Origin of the sequence: Rhodopseudomonas sp. (assembly GCF_013377015.1) — a bacterium.
In the GTDB taxonomy this organism is placed as follows: Bacteria; Pseudomonadota; Alphaproteobacteria; order Rhizobiales; family Xanthobacteraceae; genus JARJEH01.
Genome location: NZ_JACABA010000001.1, coordinates 806,499 through 822,733, shown reverse-complemented (window position 1 = coordinate 822,733; position 16,235 = coordinate 806,499). Strand labels below are relative to the sequence as shown.

15 protein-coding genes and 1 other RNA gene are annotated in these 16,235 nt (G+C 65.6%); 8 read left to right on the top strand and 8 right to left on the bottom strand.

Annotated elements, in window-relative coordinates; all coding sequences use genetic code 11:
• Positions 1–49: 49 nt before the first annotated feature.
• Entirely contained in the window at positions 50–946 is an 897-nt protein-coding gene (locus tag HXX15_RS04005) for a helix-turn-helix domain-containing protein (RefSeq protein WP_296512890.1), read from the bottom strand.
• 153 nt (positions 947–1,099) lie between these two features.
• Here HXX15_RS04005 and HXX15_RS04000 point away from each other — a divergent pair, with 153 nt between their 5' ends.
• On the top strand, positions 1,100–2,263 hold the full coding sequence (locus tag HXX15_RS04000; RefSeq protein ID WP_296512889.1) for a cytochrome P450: 1,164 nt from the start codon (positions 1,100–1,102) through the stop codon (positions 2,261–2,263).
• Positions 2,264–2,272: 9 nt separating this feature from the next.
• Here the strand turns inward: HXX15_RS04000 and HXX15_RS03995 are convergent, their stop codons facing one another.
• A complete protein-coding gene (locus tag HXX15_RS03995; RefSeq protein WP_296512887.1) occupies positions 2,273–4,231 on the bottom strand; it encodes an alkyl sulfatase dimerization domain-containing protein in 1,959 nt (652 codons plus the stop codon).
• 244 nt (positions 4,232–4,475) lie between these two features.
• Between HXX15_RS03995 and HXX15_RS03990 the strand changes: the two genes are divergently transcribed.
• Complete coding sequence (locus tag HXX15_RS03990) at positions 4,476–5,135, top strand: 2-hydroxychromene-2-carboxylate isomerase (protein ID WP_296512884.1); 660 nt, start codon at positions 4,476–4,478, stop codon at positions 5,133–5,135.
• Between the two features lie 10 nt (positions 5,136–5,145).
• Here HXX15_RS03990 and HXX15_RS03985 read toward each other — a convergent pair whose 3' ends face one another.
• Positions 5,146–7,431 (bottom strand): arylsulfatase, encoded by a 2,286-nt coding sequence (locus HXX15_RS03985; protein ID WP_296512882.1) that lies wholly within the window; start codon positions 7,429–7,431, stop codon positions 5,146–5,148.
• Between the two features lie 266 nt (positions 7,432–7,697).
• On the opposite strand from HXX15_RS03985, the gene HXX15_RS03980 reads away from it, so the two are divergent.
• Together HXX15_RS03980 and HXX15_RS03975 are read left to right on the top strand one after the other, a co-directional pair.
• The gene (locus HXX15_RS03980) at positions 7,698–8,186 is read left to right on the top strand and encodes an isoprenylcysteine carboxylmethyltransferase family protein (RefSeq protein WP_296512880.1); all 489 of its coding nucleotides are present in this window, start codon (positions 7,698–7,700) and stop codon (positions 8,184–8,186) included.
• A 246-nt stretch (positions 8,187–8,432) separates the two neighbouring features.
• Positions 8,433–8,609 (top strand): cadmium ABC transporter ATPase, encoded by a 177-nt coding sequence (locus HXX15_RS03975; protein ID WP_296512878.1) that lies wholly within the window; start codon positions 8,433–8,435, stop codon positions 8,607–8,609.
• A 33-nt stretch (positions 8,610–8,642) separates the two neighbouring features.
• On the opposite strand, the gene HXX15_RS03970 is transcribed toward HXX15_RS03975, so the two are convergent.
• Positions 8,643–9,089, bottom strand: coding sequence for a hypothetical protein (locus HXX15_RS03970; protein ID WP_296514812.1), 447 nt, complete (start codon positions 9,087–9,089; stop codon positions 8,643–8,645).
• A 180-nt stretch (positions 9,090–9,269) separates the two neighbouring features.
• Between HXX15_RS03970 and ssrS the strand changes: the two genes are divergently transcribed.
• The 3 genes from ssrS (at position 9,270) to HXX15_RS03955 (ending at position 10,925) form a co-directional block, all read left to right on the top strand.
• Positions 9,270–9,430, top strand: a non-coding RNA gene (gene ssrS / locus HXX15_RS03965) — 6S RNA.
• 80 nt (positions 9,431–9,510) lie between these two features.
• The gene (locus tag HXX15_RS03960; RefSeq protein WP_296512876.1) at positions 9,511–10,098 is read left to right on the top strand and encodes a 5-formyltetrahydrofolate cyclo-ligase; all 588 of its coding nucleotides are present in this window, start codon (positions 9,511–9,513) and stop codon (positions 10,096–10,098) included.
• A 2-nt stretch (positions 10,099–10,100) separates the two neighbouring features.
• A complete protein-coding gene (locus HXX15_RS03955) occupies positions 10,101–10,925 on the top strand; it encodes a TIGR00282 family metallophosphoesterase (protein WP_296512874.1) in 825 nt (274 codons plus the stop codon).
• Here HXX15_RS03955 and HXX15_RS03950 read toward each other — a convergent pair.
• The 3 genes from HXX15_RS03950 to HXX15_RS03940 form a co-directional block, all read right to left on the bottom strand.
• The gene (locus tag HXX15_RS03950) at positions 10,922–11,155 is read right to left on the bottom strand and encodes a hypothetical protein (protein WP_296512872.1); all 234 of its coding nucleotides are present in this window, start codon (positions 11,153–11,155) and stop codon (positions 10,922–10,924) included. The two genes, HXX15_RS03955 and HXX15_RS03950, sit on opposite strands and share 4 nt — an antisense overlap.
• A gap of 166 nt (positions 11,156–11,321) precedes the next feature.
• Positions 11,322–12,191: a polyphosphate kinase 2 gene (gene ppk2 / locus HXX15_RS03945; RefSeq protein WP_296514810.1), complete on the bottom strand. Its 870-nt coding sequence runs from the start codon at positions 12,189–12,191 to the stop codon at positions 11,322–11,324.
• A 232-nt stretch (positions 12,192–12,423) separates the two neighbouring features.
• Entirely contained in the window at positions 12,424–13,671 is a 1,248-nt protein-coding gene (locus HXX15_RS03940; protein ID WP_296512870.1) for a hypothetical protein, read from the bottom strand.
• Between HXX15_RS03940 and HXX15_RS03935 the strand changes: the two genes are divergently transcribed.
• Positions 13,640–14,137 (top strand): hypothetical protein, encoded by a 498-nt coding sequence (locus tag HXX15_RS03935; protein WP_296512869.1) that lies wholly within the window; start codon positions 13,640–13,642, stop codon positions 14,135–14,137. The genes HXX15_RS03940 and HXX15_RS03935 overlap by 32 nt on opposite strands.
• A 124-nt stretch (positions 14,138–14,261) precedes the next feature.
• On the opposite strand, the gene HXX15_RS03930 is transcribed toward HXX15_RS03935, so the two are convergent.
• Complete coding sequence (locus HXX15_RS03930; RefSeq protein ID WP_296512867.1) at positions 14,262–16,016, bottom strand: methyl-accepting chemotaxis protein; 1,755 nt, start codon at positions 16,014–16,016, stop codon at positions 14,262–14,264.
• Between the last annotated feature and the right edge of the window lie 219 nt (positions 16,017–16,235).

Genomic DNA, 16,235 nt, shown 5'->3' with positions numbered 1-16,235 from the left:
GGGTGTGGCGATGGCGGGGTGCCGCGCCGCAGCGCGTCGACCAAAATCCTCAAGCCTGCTCGCTCGCCATCCGCCGGTAGTCGCGCGGATTGTGGCCGGTGCGACGCTTGAAGAAGCGGCAGAAATAGGCCGGATCGTCGAAGCCGAGTTCGAAGGCGAGCTTCGAGATCGGCGCCGCGATGTAAGTCAGGCGGCGGCAGGCTTCGCGCGTCAGTCGCGCATGCACGATGTCGAGCGCACTCTGGCCGGTCTCCGCCTTGGCCAGCCGGTTGAGCCGCTCCGGAGTCATGCCGAGATCATCGGCGTAGCGCGCGATTCCCCAGTGTTCGCGGTGATGCGCCTCGACCAGCAGCAGGAAACGCGTGAACGCTTCGCGGCCACTGCCATGGGTGGCGCTGCGCGCCTGATGCGCGCTCTGCTGCGCCAGCCGCCAGACGATGGCGCGGCCGAGCCACAACGGCACCGGCGAGCCGCCGGCATCGGGTGAGGAAAATTCCGCGGCGAGATCGGCGAACAGGCTGTCGATCCTGCCGGTGGCCGCGGCGTCCGGCTCGAATGGCAGGATCCGGGGAGCCGCGAACAGATCCCGCAGCGCCTGTCCGGTGGCGGGCACGTCGCCCTCGATCATCGCCCTTGGGTTGAAGGTGAAGACGTGGCCCTCGGTGTCGCGCGAAAACCGGAAGCCGTGCACCACGCCGGGCGGCACGATCACCGCGACCGGGCCGTCGCACTGCGAGCGGTCGTCGTCGAGCGCGATCGTGGCGGGCCCCGAACCGATCCAGAGGATCTGGTGCAGACCACGGTGGATATGGGCGTCGATCTCCCATCGATACAGCCGGCTGCGCGACTGGATCGCCTCGACATGCAGCAAGTCGACCGGCGCCGCCGGCGTCTCGCCATACAGCGCAAAGGTCGGGATCGAAGACTTCTGACGAAATCGCACCATGCCGGAGCCTAGGGCGGAATGCGGGAAAAGTGCAAGTTTTTGTCAGGCCAGGGCCTCACGCCTATCGTCCGCCGCAACTACACTGATGAAACTGCCGCGATCAAAAACAACAGCAATGAACCGGGGCGGCTCGCAAGACGAGGAAACCAGTCCATGTTCAACTTCGATCCCTACTCGCCCGCGGTCGATGCCGACCCGTTCGCTGCCTATAAGACGCTGCGCGACCAGCACCCCTGCTTCTGGAGCGACCAGGCGCAGATGTGGATCCTGTCGCGCTATACCGACGTGGCGTCCGCCGGCACCAACTGGCAGACCTTTTCGTCCGCCAAGGGCAATCTGATGACCGAGCTGCCCAATAGGGCGGGCGCGACGCTCGGCACCACCGATCCGCCGCGGCACGACCGGCTGCGCGGCCTGGTGCAGCACGCCTTCATGAAGCGCAACCTCGAGGCGCTGGCCGATCCAATGCGCGACATCGCTCGCGACGCCGCCGAGGCTTTGCGGGGGCACGACAAGTTCGATTTCATCACCGACTTTTCGTCCAAGTTCACCGTGCGGGTGCTGTTCGCGGCGCTGGGGCTGCCGCTCGGCGACGAGCAGACCGTGCGCGACAAGGCGGTGCTGATGGTGCAGAGCGATCCGGTGACCCGCGCCAAGGGGCCGGAGCACCTCGCCGCCTACGCCTGGATGCAGGACTACGCCGCGGGTGTGATCGCGCAGCGCCGCGCCGAACCGAAGAACGACCTGATCTCGCATTTCAGTATGGCGGAGATCGACGGCGACAAGCTCGACGAGCGCGAGGTGCTGTTGACCACCACCACGCTGATCATGGCGGGAATCGAATCGCTCGGCGGGTTCATGAGCATGCTGGCGCTCAACCTCGCTGACTTCGCCGACGCGCGGCGCGCGGTGGTCGCCGATCCGATGCTATTGCCCGACGCGGTCGAGGAATCGCTGCGCTTCAACACCTCGGCGCAGCGCTTCCGCCGCTGCCTGCAGAACGACCTGACGCTGCACGGCGTCACCATGAAGGCCGGCGACTTCGTCTGTCTGGCCTATGGGTCAGCCAACCGCGACGAGCGGCAATTCCCCAATCCGGATGTCTACGACCTGAAGCGCAAGCCGAAAGGTCATCTCGGCTTCGGCGGCGGCGTCCATGCCTGCCTCGGCTCGGCGATCGCCCGGATGGCGATCAAGATCGCATTCGAGGAATTCCACAAGGTGGTGCCGGACTATGCGCGGATCGATGAGCGCCTCGACTGGATGCCGTCCTCGACCTTCCGCAGTCCGCTGCGGCTCGACGTCGCGGTGCACTAGGCGGCCGGCTCAGCTCACCGGCGTTCGTTTCGGCTCGACGATCTCGAACATCCGGGGGAATTCGTCCATCAGCGCCATCAGTTCGGCGAGCCGCATCGGGTTGCCGCTGACCTTGATGGCGCCGGCGGCGACGGCCTCCGGGAACGGGGTCTGCTTGGCGATCACCTCGTCGAGCACGCCGCGCGCCAGCGTGAAGCCGGCGTCGGCGTTGGCGGCCTGCGCGCCCGCCGCATAGGTCAGCGCGCAGTTCTCCAGCGTCAGCACGAAGCGCTCGTCGGTGTCGGTGAAATGCCAGTTCAGCACGATGGTCTTGCCCTCGGCCTTCGGCCCATTCAGCCGCACCCCGAGCACGTCCCAGATCTGTTCGGTGCGCAGCGCCGCGAGCGTCTCGCGCGGCATCGGGCTGCGCGCCGGAACCTTCGGCATGCCGTGGCGCAGCTCCTGGGCGCCGAACAGATAGGCATTGCGCCAGGTCGCGCTTTCCGACTGATACCCGAGTTGCTCGAAGGTGTCGGCGAGCAGCGCGCGGCCGTCCTGGTTGTCGGGCTCGGCGAACACCAGATGGCTCAGCGCCTGGGCGATGAAGCGGAATTCGCCCTTGGCGAAATCCTGGCGGGCGCGGGCGAGTAGCGCGTCGGCGCCGCCCATGTAGTCGACATATTTCTTGCCGGCCTCGACCGGCGGCAGCGCATCGAGATTGGCCGGGTTGGCGTCGTACCAGCCGAGATATTTCTGATAGATCGCCTTCACATTGTGGCGGATGTGGCCGTAATAACCGCGCGCGTGCCAGGCGCCGTCGAGGCTCTTCGGCAGCCGGATGGTCTCGGCGATCTCGCTGGCGGTGAGGCCGTGATTCATCAGCCGCAGCGTCTGGTCATGGGCGAATTTGTAGAGGTCGCGCTGCTCGCGGATCATGCTGTCGATCCGCGCCGTGCCCCACACCGGCCAGTGATGCTGGCCGCACATCGCTTCGGCCTTGCCGCCCCACATCTGCAGCGCTTCGCCGAGATATTTCGACCACGCCAGCGCGTCGCGGACATCGGCGCCGCGGAACGGCAGCAGGTTGTGGAAATTGTGGGTGCAGTTTTCCGCCAGGTTCAGCACCTTGTAGCGCGCGATGTAGAAATGCATCTCGGCCGGCGCCTCGGAATTCGGCGCCATCTGGAATTCGAACTCGACGCCGTCGATGGTTCGCCGATCGCCGGTTTGCTTGATCAGATCGGTCGGGCGCAGCAGCGCCACCGATCCCGCCGCCATCGACTTGCCGAGCCCGCAATCGACCTGGCCGCGCGGTCCCTTGGCGAGCAGCGGTCCGAACTGATACTGCGCGCGCCGCAGCATCGCCGGCCCGGCGATGATGTTCTCCGACACCGCGTGTTCCATGAACAGGTCCGGCGCGATGATTGGCACGCTGCCAGCCGCCAGCATCGCGTCGTCGAGCACGCCGCGCGCGCCGCCCCAATGATCGGTGTGGGTGTGGGTGAAGATCACCGCCACCACCGGCCGCTGGCCGCGATGCTGATAATAGAGTTGCATCGCGGCGCGGGCGCCTTCGATCGAGGTCAGGGTATCGACTACGATCACGCCGCTGTCACCCTCGATCAGCGTCATGTTGGCGATGTCGAGCCCGCGCACCTGATAGACGCCGGGCACCACCTCGAACAGACCGTGATGCATGTTGAGTCGTGACTGCCGCCACAGGCTGGGATCGACGGTCGGCGGCGCGGTCTCTTCCGACAGAAAGCCGTAGGGCTCGAGGCTCCAGACCGAGCGGCCACCGGCGGCTGCGATCCTGGCGTGGTCGATACTGCCGAGAAAGCCGCGCGCCGCCTCGTCGAAATCCCGCGTGTCGGAAAATGGCAGCGCCGTTAGCGTCGCGGCGTGCCGCGCGACTACGGCAGCCGACGCGTCCTTCGGCGCTTCCTTCGACGATTCCTTGGACGTTTCGCCATTGCCTGGCTGGACCATGGTTTTCCTCCCGTTGGCACGCAGCTGTTCTTGATGCTGATCGCCGATCTTGTTGGGATCCGCGGCGACGACATCAGCCCTGCGATTACGGGCATCTAGCAATAGAACCGGATCAATTGCTAGTGTGCCGCGCGATCGCGCCGCGAATCTGCGCCGATCACAAACAACGGCGGCAGCGCGACCGGCCGGACACGGGAGAACGCCAGATGGATTTGTCAATTTGCCCCACCTCGCGAGGTGCAGCGTGACGCTCAGCGTGGATCTGTTCTGGTCGTTCCGCAGTCCGTACAGCTACCTGGCGCTGCCGAAGGCAATGCGGCTGGTGGCGCTGTATGATTTCAGCATCAATGCCCGACCGGTCTATCCGTTGGCGGTGCGCGATCCGACCTTCTTCAAACGCACCGACCCGCGCTTCGCCCGCTACGTGGTGCTGGATAGCTGGCGGGTCGCGCAAAGCGAGGGCATCCCGTTCCGCTTTCCGCGCCCCGATCCGATCGTCCAGAATATGCAGACGCTGGAAGTGGCGACGGAGCAGCCGTTCATTTCGCGGCTGACCCGGCTCGGTGCCGCAGCACAACTGCACGGTCGCGGTCTCGCCTTCATCCGCGAAGTCAGCAGCGTGCTGTATGACGGCAGCGTCGACAACTGGCATCAGGGCGATCACCTCGCCAAGGCGGCCGCGCGCGCCGGTCTCGACCTCGCAGTGCTGGAAGCCGAGATCGCCGCCGATATCGAGAAATTCGACGAGACGATCCGCGGCAACGAGCGCGATCACGCCGCGTCGGGGCATTGGGGCGTGCCGACCTTCGTATTCAAGGGCGAACCGTTCTTCGGCCAGGACCGGCTTGACCTGCTGATCTGGCGGCTGAAGCAGAACGGGCTGACCGAGCGCGCGACGGGATAGTCATTCGACCCTACTGCCGCGCCATCTCGGCGTTGGCGATGCCTTCGCCATCGAGCTCCTGATCGGTGTACATCGCGACCTCGACCCGCAGCAGCCTGGCGGTGAATTCGAACGGCTCGGCGTAGTGCGACACCGGGCTGCCGCGGTCGCGGCCAATGTCGAGTCCGGACCATGAGATCAGATTGTGAAATCCGAGCTGGGTCTCGATCGTTCCCGCGGGCTCGCCGTCGATGGTGAGTGTGTAGGCGCTGACTCCGGTCCGCGCGCCTTTTGCTGGCGGCTCCTTGCGGCGCAGCCGTTCGACCCGGACGCCGAACCGGTGCGGGCCGGTGGGCACATCGCGATCCGAGGTCACCACGTGATGATGGCCGCCGATGTTGAGATCGTGCATCAGCCGGTTGTCCTTGATGTAAAGGCTGTAGCCCGAGGTCGCGTCGCCGTGGGCGATCAGTACGCCCTCGGCGCCCGGCGCATCGATCTCGACATGCGCCTCGATGCTGTAGCTGCGGCTGCGGACGTCGGGCGCGACGTCGGTCGGCACGTGGCCCATTCCGGCGTGAAACACGAAGTTGCGCCGCGCGCCATGAAACCGCGCCGCGTTCTCGGCAAAGCGCGGTCCGAAGCGGTCGTCGAGCGGCAGCACATTGTGCTGCTCGGCCTCGTCCCACCACACCGCGATCATCTGCGCCAGCCGGTCCGGCTCCGCCTCCGCCAGATCGTGGACTTCGGAGAAATCCCGATCGAGGTGAAACAGCTCCCATTTGTCGGTGTCGAACGGCGTGCCCGGCGGATGATACGCCACCGCCTTCCAGCCCCGGTGCCACAATCCGCGATGGCCGAACATTTCGAAATATTGCGGCAGTTCGCGCGACGGCGCCGCCGGGTTAGTCAGCGATTTGGCAAAGCTCTCGCCCTCGAGCGGCATCTGCGCGACGCCGGCGAACACGGCTGGCGCGGCTATGCCGATCAGCTCCAGCAGCGTCGGCACCAGATCGGTGGCGTGAACGAATTGATGGCGCAATTCGCCGCGCGCCGGCAGCTTGTTGGGCCAGCTCGCCACGAACGGATCGCGAATCCCGCCGCCATGGGTGTTCTGCTTGTAGCGCCGCAAAGGCGTGTTCGAGGCCATCGCCCAGCCGTGCGGAAAGTTGGAATGCGAGTCGGGGCCGCCGATGTCGTCGATCCGCTTCACCTTGTCGGGCATCGATTCGGGGCGGAAGTTGTACGGCCCCATCGCGTTGACGAGGCCGAGCGGGCCGCCTTCCTGGCTGGCGCCGTTGTCGGACAGCACCAGGATCAGCGTGTTGTCGCGCACGCCCGCGGTCTCGAGAAAATCGACCAGCCGCGCCAGATGCCGGTCGGCATGGTCGAGCATGCCGGCGAACGCCGCCTGCAGCCGCGTGAACACGCGCTGCTCGTCGGCGCTGTGCGCGTCCCACGCCTTGACGCCGTCATTGCGCGGCGGCATCCCGGTCTCGGCTGGCACGATCCCCATCGCCTTTTGCCGCGCCATCCGCTGCTCGCGCTCGACGTCCCAGCCATGCGCGAACACCTCGTCGTAGCTCCTGATGATCTCCATCGGCGCCTGATGCGGCGCGTGGCAGGCACCGAGTGCGACCCAGGTCAGCCACGGCAGCTCCGGCCGGTCGGCGATGTGGTCGGCGATGAAGCGGATCGACTGGTCGATCAGGTCTGAGGTGAGATGATAGCCGGTGGCGAAGGTGCCGGGCGGGTCGATCGGGGTATTGTCCGACACCAGTTCCGGCGCGAATTGATCGGTCTCGGCGTCGAGAAAGCCGTAGAACCGGTCGAAGCCGCGGCCCAGCGGCCAGCCGTCGAACGGCCCGGTGGCGCCGGTCTCGGTCAGCGGCGTGACGTGCCATTTGCCGACCATGTAGTTGCGATAGGCGTGGGCCTTGAGCATTTCCGCCAGCGTGCCGGCCTCGCGCGCGATCTTGCCGCGATAGCCCGGATAGCCCGAGTCGAAATTCGCCAGGCAGCCGACGCCGACCGAGTGATGGTTGCGGCCGGTCAGCAATGCGGCGCGCGTGGTCGAGCACATCGCGGTGGTGTGAAAGCCGGTGTAGCGCACGCCTTCGGCCGCCAGCCGGTCGATCGTTGGGGTTTTGATCGGCGAGCCGTAGCAGCCGAAATCCGAAAAGCCGACATCGTCGAACAGTACCACCAGGATGTTGGGCGCGCCCGCCGGGGGAGCGGGGCTGTCCGGCCACCACGGCTTGGAGTCGGCGATGGTCTTGCCGATCTTGCCGCCAAACGCAGCGTTGCTCGCGTCCATGGATGGCTCCCCCCCTGCTTTGACAGCGTTGTTGGCGCGACGTCGAAACGCCGGCGCGGCGGCATTCCAGCACAGACCGGGTGACCTCGGCAATCGCGCCGTCTTTGTCCTGTGGGTCGCGCGTCGGACAGCCGGCTGCGACGCCGCGGCGCTTTCGCTGGAGCATGCGACGGGACGAAGGTATGACGCAACGCAGCTTGAAGCGGGCGGCGTTCCGGCCACAACATCGCGATCAGCGGCATGACCGGCGAACGATGGAGGTTCTGATGACCGTCAATGACAGCGCGCCCCCCAACGTTGTGCCGTGGCCGCCGCTGGTGTTAACGGCGACTGCGTTGCTGGCGATTGCGCTGGGCCGGTTGCTGCCGCTTGCGGCGCTGGACGGTTTGTGGCCGACAACGATCGGCATGGCGACGCTGCTGGCCGGGATCGCGCTCGACCTTTGGGCGATCATGACCATGCGCCGCGCCAATACCAACATCATGCCGAACCGCGCCGCCGATCTGCTGGTGACCTGGGGGCCGTTTCGCTTCAGCCGCAACCCGATCTATCTCGCCAACACGCTGCTGCTGATCGGGATCGGCCTGGCGTACGGCAATTCCTGGTTCGTGGCAGGCGGTTTCCTCTCGGCGATGATCGTCGACCGGCTGGCGATCCGCCGTGAGGAGCGCCATCTCGCCGCCCGGTTCGGCGCGGATTGGACCGCCTATGCGGCGAAGACCCCGCGCTGGCTGCTGTTGGGGGCTGGCCAATAACGGACCGAGGATTTCGACCGACTCGGAGGGTTCGAAAAGCCGGTCTGGCTCAGCGGCGTGGCCGGCGATCGGGCGCGCTGCGGGTAGTTTGGCGGCGCTGCCGAACGATGTCCGATCGTCGGGGCTTCGCCCATCTTGTCCCGATCCATCCGGACCTCTCGAAATGTTGTGGCGGAGCCATCCGGTTTTGCTCAGTCTGGAACCGTTTTCCTTGCTAGCCGTCGATGAGACTCATGAGGTGACGCAATGCCTGGTGAAGAGCTCAATCTATTTCAGATCGCGGTACGGCTGTTGCTTGCGCTGGCGATCGGGTCGTATGCGCTGCTGTGGGTGGTTCGCCTGATGCGCTATCTCGGCGGCATCATCCCGGTGCGGCCTCGCGTGGTGAGCAAGATCAAGCCACGACCGCCGCCACAGCGCTGAACGGCGCATCGTTGCCGGTCGCAGGCTTGGGGGCTACCGGGTCAGAAACTTGTAGACGGCGATCAGCGCCACCATGGCGGCGAAGATCAGCAGCGCCGGGACCGGCCGGTGCGGGCCGGCGCCGGGCGGGCGAGCGCCGCGCGCCGCCGTGACTGTCGGTTTTGGTTTCGGCGGGGGCGGCTTCTGAAACCGCACCACATTGTCCTCGGTGGTTGGCTTGCGCGGCTCCGGTTCCGGCGCCTCGCCGGTGCCGCCCATCTCGCTGAAATAGGCCTGATAGGTCTCGCGCACCGCGATCGCCTTGGAGTCGGTCTCGCTCATCCGGTCCAGCCGGCTGCGATACCCGGTCAGCACCTTCTGGGCGTTGGCGGGCAGGTCGTCGAAGCTGCCGAGCTTGGCCATCATCAGCCAGGTGGCAAAATCGGCCTCGGCCTTGGTGCGGGCCTTGCGGGCGATGCTGGTGCTTGAATTCGAGGCCATGGTGATCCGGTTGACTAGCCCGTCCAGATCGCCGGTTTTCATGGCGAAGGTTGGACACCGCGCCTTGATAGCGGAAAACCTGCCGCCACGTCAGGGATTCGTCGCACCGCCGGCGTATGGCCGTCCCGCGCGCCGCTCTTACTGCTGGCGTGGCGGCATCATCGTAGCTACATTGGCGGGGCGAAGCTGTGTCGCGCGTCAGGAGCCACATATCCCCGGGGCCTTATCGATCCTTAAGGGAACTGTCCCTGGCCAGGTCCGTGGACTTGGCTACATGGTGCCCACCTACTTTCGTAGGGAACTCCGGGATCGAGCGCTCCAACGGCCATTGCGGCTTCGCACTTTTCTTTTCTGGCGGCGGTTCCCCGCCTAGCCGTGCTGCGTTGCTGTCGCGGCCGGCGCCGCCGGCCTATAGGCGCGCATGTCCGATCTGGCCGAAACCACCTCGAAAACCGCGTTGCGGGCTGCTGCTTTGGCGCGGCGCGATGCGCTCGGCGCCGAGCAGCGTGCCGCCGCGGCGAGTGCGCTGGCCGCGCGGGGGCTGCCGTTTCAGGTCGCGCCCGGTTCGGTGGTTTCCGGCTATGTGGCGATGCGTGGCGAACTCGATCCCAAGCCGCTGATGCAGGCACTCGCGGCGCGTGGCGCGCGATTGGCCCTGCCGGCGATCGTGGCGCGCGACCTGCCGCTGCGATTCCGCGCCTGGGCGCCGGGCGACGACCTGATCCGCGGCCAATTCGGCACCAGCGAGCCGCCGCCCGACGCGCCCGAACTCAGTCCTGACATCATGCTGGTGCCGCTCGCCGCCTTCGACCGGCTCGGTCATCGCATCGGCTATGGCGCCGGGCATTACGATCGATCGATCGCGCAATTGCGGCAAAGCCAGCGCGTGATCGCGGTCGGCGTCGGCTTTGCCATGCAGCAAATCGAGGCGGTCCCGGCCTCCGCGCACGACGTCGGCCTGGATTATGTGCTAACCGAAGCCGACACATTCGATTTCCGGAGTCCCTAGTTTTGCGCATTTTGTTCATCGGCGACGTGGTCGGGAAGACCGGCCGCACCGCGATCGCCGAGCATTTGCCCGGCGCGATCCGCGACTGGAAGCTGGATTGCGTGATCGTCAACGGCGAGAATGCGGCCGGCGGTTTCGGCATCACCGAGGCGATCTACAATGATTTCATCGACGCCGGCGCCGACGCGGTGACGCTCGGCAACCACGCATGGAATCAAAAGGAAGCGATGGTGTTCATCGAGCGCGCGCCGCGGCTGATCCGGCCGCTGAATTTCCCGCGCCATACCCCCGGCCGCGGCGCGGCGCTGGTCGAGACCAAGAACGGCGCCCGCGTGCTGGTGATCAATGCGATGGGCCGGGTGTTCATGGAGCCGCTGAACGACCCGTTCAGCGCGATCGGTCGCGAGCTCGACGCCTGTCCGCTGATGGAAGCGGCCGACGCCATCGTGATCGATTTCCACGGCGAGGCGTCGAGCGAAAAGCAGGGCATGGGATTCTTCTGCGACGGCCGCGCCAGCCTTGTGGTCGGCACCCACACCCATGTGCCGACCGCCGACCATCAAATTCTGCCCGGCGGCACCGGCTACATGACCGACGCCGGGATGACCGGCGATTATGATTCGGTGATCGGCATGCACAAGGACGAGCCGCTGCGCCGCTTCACCACCGGGATTCCGTCGGGCCGGTTCGAGCCGGCCAATGGCGTGGCGACGATGAGCGGCGTCGCGGTCGAGACCGACGACTCAACGGGCCTTGCGCTGCGGATCGCTCCGGTGCGGATCGGCGGCCGGCTGGAGCCGGCGGTGCCGGGGTTCTGGGCGAGCTAGAATCCGAAAATCGTCTCGCGCAGCGCATCCTCGTATTTCGCCTTCGCGGCCAGGACGTTGCTTCGGATCTCGTCCTCGTCGAGATGGGCCTGCTCCCAGGCATCGATCTTGGCCACCGAATGGTCGACGGAAGCCAGCTCTTCCTCTTTCCGGATCGCCAAAATCCACTGTTCCACGGCGGCCTTGTAGGCCGCCTGCAACGCGTCGAGTTCGGAATGCTCACCGCTCATTTCACTCTCCCGGTTGATTGACATGACTTCGCGATGCCGTGGTCAATACAGACCGCTGGTGAACAAACGACGACAACGGTTGAATTCGCATCAACAATTGAAACCTCGTTCCGGGCCTGCGCGCACCCCGGAATGACGCCATCGAGGTTGCGCTACAGAGACCGCCTCAGTACCGCTCCGGCACGTACATCGCCGCCGGGATCGGCGCGCGATGATAGTCCGGATGGTGGATCCGCGGCGGCAGCACGACCGGATCGTGGGGGACTTCGTTGTAGGGGATCTGCTCCAAGAGATGCGCGATGCAATTCAACCGCGCTTTCTTCTTGTCGACGGCCTCCACCACATGCCACGGCGCTTCGGTGATGTGGGTACGCTCCAGCATCGCCTCCTTTGCCTTGGTGTATTGCTCCCACCGGGCGCGCGATTGCACGTCCATCGGGCTGAGTTTCCACTGCTTGAGCGGATCTTTGATCCGCATCGTGAAACGCAGATTCTGCTCGCTGTCGGTGATCGAGAACCAGTACTTGATCAGGATGGTGCCGGAGCGCACCAGCATGCGCTCGAATTCCGGCACCGAGCGAAAAAACTCCTCGACCTCGTCCTCGCTGCAGAACCCCATCACCCGCTCGACCCCGGCCCGGTTGTACCAGCTGCGGTCGAACAGCACGATCTCGCCGCCGGCCGGCAGATGCGAGACGTAGCGCTGGAAGTACCATTGGGTGCGCTCGCGTTCGCTCGGCGCCGGCAGTGCCGCGACGCGACAGACCCGCGGATTGAGCCGCTGGGTGATGCGCTTGATGACGCCGCCCTTGCCGGCGGAATCGCGGCCCTCGAAGATCACCACCACCTTCAGCTTCTGGTGCTGCACCCAGCTCTGCAATTTCACCAGTTCGCCCTGCAGGCGAAATAGCTCCTTGAAATAGACGCGGCGGTCGATCGTCTCTTCCGGGGTGTGGCCGGCGAATTCATTGGTCAGCGCGTCGAGCCGATCGTCGTCGATCTCGAGTTCCAGCTCCTCATCGAAGCTGTCCAGCATTTCCGCCTGAATGCGGTGCTGGATCGAAGGCTTCGCCTTGGCGGTCTTGCTGACTTTCTTGACAGTCTTGGCGATTTTTTTGGCGACGGGCTTGCGCGGCATGGAGGGCTCCAGAGGTGACTACTGTTCCGGAAAATGGCCCGCCATGTTTGTCAGGCGTGTGACAGGCGCCGTCGCCGCGCCCCCGCGCTTACTGATCCGCTGCCTGCGTCGCTCAAAAACCGCCCGCGGCTTACGCCGCGCTGCGGATCGCCTGCCGCGAATGGTACAGCAGCATCGCCGCGAAGGCGTCGAACAATTTGCACATCTGCTGCGGCTTGTAGGAAAACTGCTCGGGGCTTTCCATGTTGTGTACCACCGCGGTGTTGCCGATCTCGAACACCACCAGGTCGCCATTGTGGTCCTGGGCGCAGTCGATGGTGAAGTAATCGAGGCCGACGCGCGCGATCAGCCCGGCCAGCGCGCGGCGGTGACGCAGCGCGAAGCCGAACTCGAAGGTGTGGAAGAACGCCGTCTCTTCGAGCTGCTTGCCGGCGCTCTGCGCCATGCCGGCGGTGACGTACCAGGCGTTCCACTGCGCGGCGACCGCCATGTGGCAGGCATAGGGCTGGCCGTCGATGACGACGATCCGGTACTTGCGGAACTGGCCGTCGTCGCTGGCAGTGTCGATAAAGCGCTGCAGCACGAAATGATCGTCGGCGCGGTCGTCGAGATAGCGCGCCAGCGCCTCGCGATCGGAGAGTTTGACGAGGCCGTCGCCGGCACGCGAGCCGACTGGCCGCGCGATTACCGGAAAGCTCAGGCCATCGGCGATGTCGGCGAGCGCGGTCGCGCCCCGCGCCACCGCGCCGAGGTCGGTGCGGCGCAGCGCGATCCGCGCGGGAACGGTCAGGCCCTCGATCTCGCCGAGCAGAAGATGCGCGTTGTCGCGGTCGAGATTGCGGATCAGCGCCGGCGCGTTCAGCAGCGGCTGCGGCCAGGTCGGCGCCAGCCGCTCGATTTCCGCCAGCGCCCCGCGGCATTCTTCGGCATTCGAGGCGATCACGATGGCGATATCGTGCGCCGGCAACGGTTCGGGCAAGGCGATCCCGGGCACGACATAGAGCGTCGTCAGCTCGATGCCGGACTGCTCCACCAGGAATTCGATCGGAGTGTTGCCGCCCATCTCGGCGTCGGCGGCGAGCGCCAGCACCCGCAGCCGCGGCGCGTCGTCGCTGGCCGACCGAAACAGCTGGTGAACCGCCAGCACTTCCGACTGGATGGCGCGCCCGGCCGGCTTTTCGCCGAGCAACTGGGTGACCAGCGCCAGATCGAGCCCGTCGCCGGCGGTGCCGATTCCGGCGTCCACCTTGGCCATTAGCTCCTGCCACAGCGGCAGCAGGCTGACGCCGTCATAGGCCATCCGGGTGATGGCGGCGAAGCCGATCCGCTCGATCGGCTGCTGGGTGATGTCGATTCGCTTTCGTAATTCTGTTGGCAAGGGACAGCTCCAGAGCTCGGTCGAAAAACCCGATCCGGACGGCATGGCGGGCCGGCTGCGCGGGGCGAATCTGATCGCCCGCAGTGCGGCGCCGGTTATCGCGGCGATCCGTTGGTTGCCAAAACCTAAACAAATTTGGTTAACGAATTCATTCCAGCCGGCCGCCGTCCGTGTGAGGTGGCGGTGCCGGGGCGGCATTCAGAGCAGGGCGACCCGATTGATCTTTGGTTGGGCTGACGTGGTCGGGTGCGACGACGCCATTATTTTGGGGCGCCAGCAGCGTGAGCGGCGAGCGACCCCGAAATCTTTATCCACTACAAGCGCTTATGGATTACGGATCGGCCCCAGGACGGTCGCATCCGGCAATGCCGACCTCGAAGTTGCGGTTTCGGGTGGCGAAGTGTTCGTCGGGCCGCACGACTCACTTATGGCAATACTTTTAGTATTCGTCGCATGGCGATGCTAGCTGGCGATTTGTGAGCGGGAATTCGACACGGCGGATGCCCGCGCGGCTGGTACAAATACGCAGCCCGGCATCGTGATCTCGAGCGGCGTCGCGGTCGAGACCGACGACGCCGCCTGTCGCCGGCCTAAGCCGCGCGCACGGTGTTGAGGAATTTGCCGACCTCGGCCTTCAGCCGGTTGCTGTCGCGTGACAGCGACTGCGCGGCCGATAACACCTGCGAGGACGCCGAGCCGGTCTCGCCGGCGCCGCGCTGCACGTCGGAGATGTTGGCCGAGACCTGCTGGGTGCCATGCGCGGCCTGCTGCACGTTGCGAGAGATCTCCTGCGTGGCAGCGCCTTGCTCCTCGACCGCCGAGGCGATGGTCGACGAAATCTCCGACATCCGCCCGATGGTGACGCTGATCTCGCGGATCGCGCCGACCGATTCCTGGGTCGCGGCCTGGATGCCGTTGATCTGCAGCCCGATCTCGCCGGTGGCTTTTGCGGTCTGTTCCGCCAAAGCCTTCACTTCTGAGGCGACCACCGCGAAGCCGCGGCCGGCCTCGCCGGCGCGCGCCGCTTCGATGGTGGCGTTCAGCGCCAGCAAATTGGTCTGCCCGGCGATGGTGTTGATCAGCTCGACGACGGCGCCGATCCGGCTTGCCGCCTGCGACAACTCGCCGACGCGGTCGTTGGTCTTCTTGGCCTGATCCACCGCGTCATTGGCGATCCGGGCGGACTCCTGGACCTGGCGGCTGATCTCGTTGACCGACGAACTCATCTCTTCGGTGGCGGAGGCCACCGACTGCACGTTGGTGGAAGCTTCTTCCGAGGCCGCCGCGACCGCAGTGGCGAGGTGTTGCGAGCGCTCGGCGGTCGCCGTCAGGGTGCTGGCGGAGGCTTCCAGCTCGGTCGAGGCCGACGACACGGTCTCGATGATCTCGCCGACCGCATTTTCGAAATCGGTGGCGAGCTGGTGCATCTCGACTTTGCGCTGGGCGGCGGCGCGGGTCTCCTGCTCGCGCTGGGCTTGCGCTTCCTGCGTCGCCTTGTCCTGCGCCTTGACCTTGAATTTCTCCACCGCGCCGGCGACGTCACCGATCTCGTCCTTGCGGCCGAGCCCCGGCAGCACCACGGCGAAATTGCCTTCGGCGAGTTCGAGCATCGAATTGCTCAGGGCGCGGATCGGGCGGGCGATCGCGAACACCGAGAAGATGCAGGTCGCGATCAGCAACAGCGCCGTGACCGCGCCGATCATCAGCGAGGTCCATTCCACCGAGGCCGAAAGCGCTGCCGCGCTATCGACCGACTTGTGACTGATCTCCTTGCCGACCTCTTCGATCTTGTTGGCCATTGCTTCCATCTCGTTGCTCAGCGGCAGCATCACATCCTTGCGGAGGCGGCCGATGTCGGCATTGAGCTGGGCGATCTGGGCATGCGCTTCGATGTCGCCGGCTTCATTCCTGGCTTCGAGAGCAATGGTCTTGGCCCGGATCGTCGCGATCTGATCCTTGCCCTTGGCGAAATCGGCCACCAGCCCGGGCAGCTTGCCGATCCGCTCGAGATTTTCCGGGGACTTGGCGAGCCTCGACAGTTGATCGGTGAAACCGAGCAAAGCGGTCTGGCGCGCGGCGAAATACTCCGCCGCTTTTTGCAGGTCGGCCGCCGACGTGGACAGGATGACGTCGCGGTTGCCGAGTTGCAGGCCACGCACCGAGGCCTTCGCTTCGGCGGCGAGCTGCGCCACCGTCTGCTGCCGCACCGCGGCCTCGTAGCCCTGGCGCACCGACGCGCCGCCGGTCATTTGCATAAAGATCATGACGCCGACCAGCAGGATGCTGAGACCGGAGGTGATCGCAAGCTTGGTGCCGATGCGAAGGTTGTTGACGATTTGGGACATGGGTTCCTCGGAGGGGGCCAGGGGCGACAGAGCGCGCGGCCAAATCCGTTGGTCCGAGGACTTACGGAATTCCCCATTCTGTGTGGGGCTTTCTTGTTGCGCCTAATTTTTATAGGCGTGAAAATCTTAGAAAAGGTAAACGTTACGTAACCGACAATATCCGACGACGTCGCCGCGGTGTCGCTACAAATTATGCGCCGTGCGGAATTTGCTCCAAGG

Coding starts and splice junctions, on each gene's coding strand:
- HXX15_RS04005 (WP_296512890.1), bottom strand. CDS start 946: ATGGTGCGATTTCGTCAGAAGTCTTCGATCCCGACCTTTGCGCTGTAT.
- HXX15_RS04000 (WP_296512889.1), top strand. CDS start 1,100: ATGTTCAACTTCGATCCCTACTCGCCCGCGGTCGATGCCGACCCGTTC.
- HXX15_RS03995 (WP_296512887.1), bottom strand. CDS start 4,231: ATGGTCCAGCCAGGCAATGGCGAAACGTCCAAGGAATCGTCGAAGGAA.
- HXX15_RS03985 (WP_296512882.1), bottom strand. CDS start 7,431: ATGGACGCGAGCAACGCTGCGTTTGGCGGCAAGATCGGCAAGACCATC.
- HXX15_RS03980 (WP_296512880.1), top strand. CDS start 7,698: ATGACCGTCAATGACAGCGCGCCCCCCAACGTTGTGCCGTGGCCGCCG.
- HXX15_RS03975 (WP_296512878.1), top strand. CDS start 8,433: ATGCCTGGTGAAGAGCTCAATCTATTTCAGATCGCGGTACGGCTGTTG.
- HXX15_RS03970 (WP_296514812.1), bottom strand. CDS start 9,089: ATGGCCTCGAATTCAAGCACCAGCATCGCCCGCAAGGCCCGCACCAAG.
- HXX15_RS03960 (WP_296512876.1), top strand. CDS start 9,511: ATGTCCGATCTGGCCGAAACCACCTCGAAAACCGCGTTGCGGGCTGCT.
- HXX15_RS03950 (WP_296512872.1), bottom strand. CDS start 11,155: ATGAGCGGTGAGCATTCCGAACTCGACGCGTTGCAGGCGGCCTACAAG.
- ppk2 (WP_296514810.1), bottom strand. CDS start 12,191: ATGCTGGACAGCTTCGATGAGGAGCTGGAACTCGAGATCGACGACGAT.
- HXX15_RS03935 (WP_296512869.1), top strand. CDS start 13,640: ATGTCGATTCGCTTTCGTAATTCTGTTGGCAAGGGACAGCTCCAGAGC.
- HXX15_RS03930 (WP_296512867.1), bottom strand. CDS start 16,016: ATGTCCCAAATCGTCAACAACCTTCGCATCGGCACCAAGCTTGCGATC.